General features: G+C 32.1%; 2 protein-coding genes. Both read right to left on the bottom strand.

Annotated features, from left to right (window positions below; translation table 11 throughout):
* On the bottom strand, positions 1-173 hold a 173-nt coding region (locus IDG60_RS14125; RefSeq protein WP_206160822.1), incomplete at its 3' end, for a MepB family protein.
* Positions 174-279: 106 nt separating this feature from the next.
* On the bottom strand, positions 280-1,385 hold a 1,106-nt coding region (locus IDG60_RS14120), incomplete at its 5' end, for an MATE family efflux transporter (RefSeq protein WP_206160821.1).

Genomic DNA, 1,385 nt, shown 5'->3' with positions numbered 1-1,385 from the left:
ACAAAATACCCTGCTTTAGTCGGTGTTTTCTTAGCTAACCTACTTTGATATGTTTCCTCTTTAAAGCTAAATGTTAATGCTTCGTAATCTTGATTATATTTTTCTTCAGTTAAATCTTTAACTTCTGGTTCTTCACTAAAAATATATTTCAACAGTATTTTAGATTTATACATATGTCATTCTCACTTTATTTTTTTCATAATCGTATCATATATTTATTTTTTATTCGAAAAATACACTTCCGACCGAAATATACTCAGCCAGAAGTGTACGAAATATTTAACCTTCTATTAATTCAGATGTATCAACTGTCAAACGATCACGTAATAAATAGACGATTAACATTGCTGCCAAAGCACAAAGTGACTCAGCAATTAATAATGACCATATGACACCTGTGAGGCCGAACAAAGCATTCATAATAAATAATACAGGAATGATAATCGCACCTTGTAAAATGGCCATAATTGTAGCACCACGACCTTGCCCAGTCGCTTGAAGCATACCAGTAAACAAGAAACCTATACCATTTAATAACAATGATGTCATTGTTACTTTCAAAATAAATGTCGCCATCTCAACGATGTCTTGATCAGTAGTAAATAGTCCGACCATATGATGTCCAATTGTAAATACAGCAATCATACATACAACAAAGATAACACCGATAGACATGATAACTGCTTTGATAACGTCTTTCATACGACCTTTATTTGCCATAAAGTTATATGCAATTAGTGGTACAACACCTTCACATAATCCCATGATAATAAGTTCTGGAAATTGCACAAGTCTAAATGAGATACCATAACTTGCAATCGCGAAGTTTCCATAATGTGCTAAAAATAAATTTAAAACTAATCCTGTGAATCCCATTAAGATACTCATTAAAAATGCAGGAATACCGATTTTAAAGATTTCAGAAAGCATTTCTTTATTAGGTTTCGCAAGTTTAATATTAACTGACACAACGTCACTATTTTTCATAAAATAAACGATAAAGAACAGAGCAGCAGCAACATTACTGATTGCAGTACCCAAAGCTGCACCAACAACGTTTAAATCAAAATCAAAAATTAAAATTGGATCTAAAATAATATTTAAGCCTACACTAGCTAACATACCAATCATAGAAATCATTGGTGCTCCAATTGCACGTGCAAATTGTTCTAATATGAAGAACAAAATTACAAAAGGTGCACTTAAAAACATTACTTTCAAATAATTACTTGTTAAAGCTAACGTTTCACCTCTCGCCCCTAAAATTGCTGCGATTTGATCACTGAATGGTAAAGTAACTAAAATCACGATAAGTCCTAGTGCAATACCACCATAAATAGAGAAACTACTTACAAATTTACTCTTACTATAGTCTTTCGCACCTA

The sequence above is a fragment of the Staphylococcus sp. EG-SA-2 genome, from assembly GCF_017152085.1.
This window is presented reverse-complemented; position numbering and strand designations above follow the sequence as displayed.